The organism is Candidatus Dependentiae bacterium, assembly GCA_018897535.1.
GTDB lineage: Bacteria > Babelota > Babeliae > Babelales > UASB340 > UASB340.
The window spans coordinates 1-5,033 of record JAHIKO010000024.1 but is presented as its reverse complement, the minus strand read 5'-3'; the positions used below and the strand labels follow the sequence as shown (position 1 = coordinate 5,033).

At 27.3% G+C, this 5,033-nt stretch carries 5 protein-coding genes; 3 read left to right on the top strand and 2 right to left on the bottom strand.

Annotated elements, in window-relative coordinates:
* Nucleotides 1-42: 42 nt before the first annotated feature.
* The gene (locus KKE07_01465; protein MBU4269526.1) at nt 43-879 is read right to left on the bottom strand and encodes a F0F1 ATP synthase subunit A; all 837 of its coding nucleotides are present in this window, start codon (nt 877-879) and stop codon (nt 43-45) included.
* 414 nt (nt 880-1,293) lie between these two features.
* Between KKE07_01465 and KKE07_01460 the strand changes: the two genes are divergently transcribed.
* From KKE07_01460 to KKE07_01450, 3 genes are all read left to right on the top strand, one after another.
* The gene (locus KKE07_01460) at nt 1,294-1,614 is read left to right on the top strand and encodes a hypothetical protein (GenBank protein MBU4269525.1); all 321 of its coding nucleotides are present in this window, start codon (nt 1,294-1,296) and stop codon (nt 1,612-1,614) included.
* An 87-nt stretch (nt 1,615-1,701) separates the two neighbouring features.
* Nucleotides 1,702-2,136 (top strand): hypothetical protein, encoded by a 435-nt coding sequence (locus KKE07_01455; protein MBU4269524.1) that lies wholly within the window; start codon nt 1,702-1,704, stop codon nt 2,134-2,136.
* A gap of 187 nt (nt 2,137-2,323) precedes the next feature.
* The gene (locus tag KKE07_01450) at nt 2,324-2,797 is read left to right on the top strand and encodes an ankyrin repeat domain-containing protein (GenBank protein ID MBU4269523.1); all 474 of its coding nucleotides are present in this window, start codon (nt 2,324-2,326) and stop codon (nt 2,795-2,797) included.
* A gap of 48 nt (nt 2,798-2,845) precedes the next feature.
* Here the strand turns inward: KKE07_01450 and ppsA are convergent.
* On the bottom strand, nt 2,846-5,033 hold a 2,188-nt coding region (gene ppsA / locus KKE07_01445; GenBank protein MBU4269522.1), incomplete at its 5' end, for a phosphoenolpyruvate synthase.

Here is a 5,033-nt window from a genome sequence, read left to right as displayed (position 1 = left end):
CAGCAAGCCCAACAGCCATATAATGTAAACTTTGAGGGGAAATCATACCTTTACCTCACTTTCATTTTCGTTTATAGCAACAGCAAGATAGGTAATTGTCAGCATTGTAATAACAAATGATTGCACAAAAGCTTCAAATATTCCGAAAAATATTTGTGCTCCTGCTAAAAAAAATACTGCGACTAAACAGGATTGCAGTACCAAATTAACAATTTTATACTTTTTTAAATCAATAAAATAATTAAAAGTAAAATATAAAATCAAACTTACCAAAGAAAATACTATAAAAAATTCTTTATATTTTGATAAAGAATTTATGGCTATCAAAAAAATTATAGATCCACCCAAAATATTTCCAAACAATCGAAATGACATGGAGGCAACTTTAGCCAATTCTCCAATAATATTTAGGGGTAACATGATAAAAATAGGTTCAATAAATTCCTTTAAAAAATGTTTTAATCCCAATACCTTTATTTTTTGATACTGAACATACAAAAAACCCATTGTGCCAATAGCAAAAGCCGTATTTATATCTTTTGTTGTTTCATCAAAAAACGGTAATAATCCAACCAAACATCCAAATAAAGTAAAAAAGAATATGGATGAAGTAAATGCAAAATATTCATATTTAAAAACAGAACCAAATGATTCTTTACAAAGATTATCAAAAAATCCAACAAACTCTTGCACAACCAAAGATACCGGGTTTAAATTTTTTTTCATAAAAATTCTAGCTATAAAAACTAATAAAAAAATTATTGCCATAGCTACCCAGGTGTATATTAATGTTCTTATATTAATATGAAAAAATTTACTACCAAGTCCTAAAGACTCGAACGGTTTTATAACATTTTCATCAAAAATAGATACATTCATTTATTTAACCTATTTTTTATAACTTTTAAGTCTATATAAAATTATAACCCAAAACGAAATATTAAAAGAAAGCACTGTAATTATTAAATTAATTTTAAATACAAAGTAAAGTAAAACAAAAATAGAGATTAAAAGTATAAAATTTAATGCTGTATTTATACTATATTTAATAATATTTTTGCCTACTGATCCAAAAAAAAATTTATAAAGCTTATTAAAAAATAAAAAAGCGTATAAGACACCAAATAAAACCCCAACAAGAACTGATTTAGCTATTAAAAAAAACATATAAATTCCAAAGTAAACTATATATATAAACAAAATATTGATTCTATCGGTTATTATAATTTAACTTATATCAAATTAGATTTATATAAAATTAAAATAAAAATTTAAAATTTAAGGAGAATATTAATGAAAAAGCTATTTTTAGCTATTTTTTTTACTTTTTTAAGTTTAGCTCAAATTTATTCATTCACAATCACAGTACAAAAAGATCCGAATTTACAATCACCGGTTGTTATAAAAGTTGAAGTTGATGGAATTCCAAGAACAATTGGTGATTTTAACTTTCAAAATTTAGGATTAAATGGATTTGAAACTACACTTATGAACCCGGCAACATTAACAATTACAGCAAAAAGTGATGCCCTAGAAGTAAAATTTGAAAGTAAAATAACCGGAGCAAGGATTTTTTCCATATCTAAAATAGGCGATAAGTTAGAGATTAAATAAAAAGCTTGAATTTTAAACATAAATTAATCTAAAATTATATTTAGTTAAGTGTAATTTTAGTGTTCTTAGGGATTTTTGGGGGATGTTATGAAGAATATCTATTTAATTATATTATTTTCTATCTTTTATAGTTATTGTAATGCAGAAATAACAATTAAAGTTATAAATGAAACAAATACCGCTTGGGATATAGACATATTTGAGCAAAATACAGGAAAGGGCGAATGTATTTTAAATAACAACGGTGATGCCCACACATTTAATAATATGCCAAGCAACTTTACAATAAAAGCCACTGCCCAAGATTCAAATTTAACCAGAGGAAAGGCTTTAAGCGAAAAAACTGATAATATTGTATTAAGCAAAGATATTAATTTTCCGGACGGTAAAACTGTAACAATTTATATAAGAACTTACGACTGTTCTTCACAAACTTGTCCCTCCAAAAGACCTGATCATGAACAAGGCAAAAACAACATATGCTATTATCTTAAACAAGATCCTGAAATGTTAAAAATGTAAAAACAATTACATCTTATTTTTATAATTTTTTTCAATATTTTTATTATTTTAAAAAAATATTGACTTTTCAAATTGTAATTTATTACACTAAAAATAGTAATAGAAACGTTTCTACTTGTATTAAAGTGTATATTATATTTTATATTTAATAATTGGAGTATTTATGTTTAAAAAAATAATAAACATTATGATTATCATTTTGGGTATCACGACACAATGTTTTTCTTTTTCTTCCAATCTTATGCAAGCAATAAATGATGGTAATCTTGATAGTGTAAAAAAAATAATAGCTGAAAATAGTAGTGAGTTAAATGCAACAGACAAACAAAAATCAACAGTTTTAATGTTTGCTGTTTATAAGGGTGAACCAGAAATCGTAAGTTATTTAATAGAAATGGGTGCCGATATTAGTCTTGAGAATAGCAAAAATCAAACAGCTCTAGACATAGTAATGAGCGAAATAGAACAATTATCTGCCGGAACTGATTTCGAAAAACAAATAACATCAATATTTGATGAATATAAATATATTTCTAATAAAGAAACTACTCTAAATGATTTACAAAAGCTCAAGTCTTTAGTAGAAAAAAATGCAAATAGCTGGGCAACAGCTACTTTGGTAGACTACATAAAAGTAATGGAACTATTATTGAAGAAATAAACACTTATAAAATATTTCAAAAAGATAGAGGAATAAAATATAATTTCTCTATCTTTTTGAAATCAAAATAATTTCCTTCATCACCGTATCCGGATTTAAAGAAATTGAATCTATGCCTTCTTTAATCAAAAATTCCGTTATTTCAGGATAATCGGATGGAGCTTGCCCGCATATTCCAATTTTTACATCATTCTTTTTAGCTCCTGAAATAGCCATAGACATCATTTCCTTTACAGCTTCATTACGTTCATCAAAAATATCTGCTACCAATTCAGAGTCTCTATCCACTGCCAAAGTTGTTTGTGTTAAATCGTTGGAACCAATAGAAAAACCATCAAAATATTTACTGAATTTTTCAATTAATATCACATTCGATGGAATTTCACACATCATATAAATTTGTAAGCCATTTTTACCACGTTCAAGCCCATGTTTTTTCATTTCAGCCAAAACCAATTCGGCTTCTTTTACAGTTCGAACAAATGGAATCATAATAATTAAATTATCAAGCCCCATGATTTCTCTAATTTTTTTCATAGCTAAACATTCAAGCCTGAATGCATGTCTATATTTTTCGCTATAATATCTTGAAGCACCTCTAAATCCAAACATTGGATTTTCTTCAACAGGCTCAAAATATTTACCTGCAATAAGTTGTTTATACTCATTGCTCTTAAAATCTGAAAGTCTTACTATCACAGGTTTTGGATAAAATGCAGCAACAATGGTTCCGGCTTCTTGAGCCAATTTATCTATAAAATATTCCTTTTTATCTTTATATCCAAAAGTTAATTTATTTATTAAATTTTTATCGTTTTTTAATAAAACTTTTTCCGGTTCAACAAGTGCGCATGGATGAATTTTTATAGTGTTATTAATTATAAACTCAAGTCTGGCAAGTCCAACTCCTTGTACCGGTAATTTAGAAAAATTAAATGCCTCATCCGGATCACCAACATTTGTAAATATTTCTGTTTTTAATTTTGGTATTTTTTTAAGTTCTATTTTTTCTATTTTAAAATTAATTTTTCCTGAATAAACATATCCAATATCCCCACTACTGCAATCCATAGTAACAATATCGCCTGTTTTTAATTTATTTGTAGATCCAATAGCACCTACAATAGCAGGAATACCTATTTCTCTACTTACAATTGCAGCATGACAAGTTCGACCGCCTCGATTTGTAATAATTCCGGCAGCTCGCTTCATTATTGGCTCCCAATCAGGATCCGTCATATCGGTAACTAAAATTTCATTTGGTAAAACTTGATGCATATTTTTTGCACTTGAAATTACACGAACTTTACCTGTGGCTATTTTTCTTCCAACGCTTTTACCGGTAACTAAAATTTTATTTTTATTTTTTGTATCAAGAATATATTCTTGCGTAAAATTTTGATCTTGCTTTAAAGAATGTACGGTTTCAGGTCTTGCTTGAACTATATAAATTTTATTATCAAATCCATCTTTTGCCCATTCAATATCCATGGGAACCCATTTACTTTTTAATTTAGAATAGTGTTCTTCTATAATTAAACACTGTTTAGCTATATCTAAAATTTCACTATCAATTAGTGAAAATTTTAATCTATCTTTTTCTTTAACTAAAATATTTTTTACCGGTTTATTTAAATTTCCTGAATAAATCAATTTTTTATTTTTAGAACCTAATCTCTTTTTTAAAATTGGTGCAAAACCTTTTTCAAGAGTAGGTTTATGAATATAAAATTCATCAGGACTAATAGATCCTTGAACGACATTTTCACCAAGGCCATATGAAGAATTTATAAAAATTACATCTTTAAATCCGGACTCCGTATCAAGCGTAAAAGCAACACCCGCGCTAGCCATATCGGATCGAACCATTTTCTGTATACCAATTGATAAATAAACACTCATATGATCAAAACCGTGATCAATTCTATATGAAATAGCTCTATCATTAAAAAGAGATGCAAAAGATTTTTTACAAGAATTTAGCAATTCTTTTTCACCGGAAATATTTAAATAAGTATCCTGCTGTCCTGCAAAAGAAGCTTCCGGCAAATCTTCTGCCGTAGCAGATGATCGCACTGCAACTGAACATGTTTTACCATATTTTTTTTGCATATCTTTATAGCTTTGCAAAATTTCTTTTTCCAAATCTTGCGGCAAATTGGCGTTACAAATTAAATCTCTTATTTTTTTGCCTATAACGGCAAATTCTTTTAATTTATTTTTATTAATATTTTTT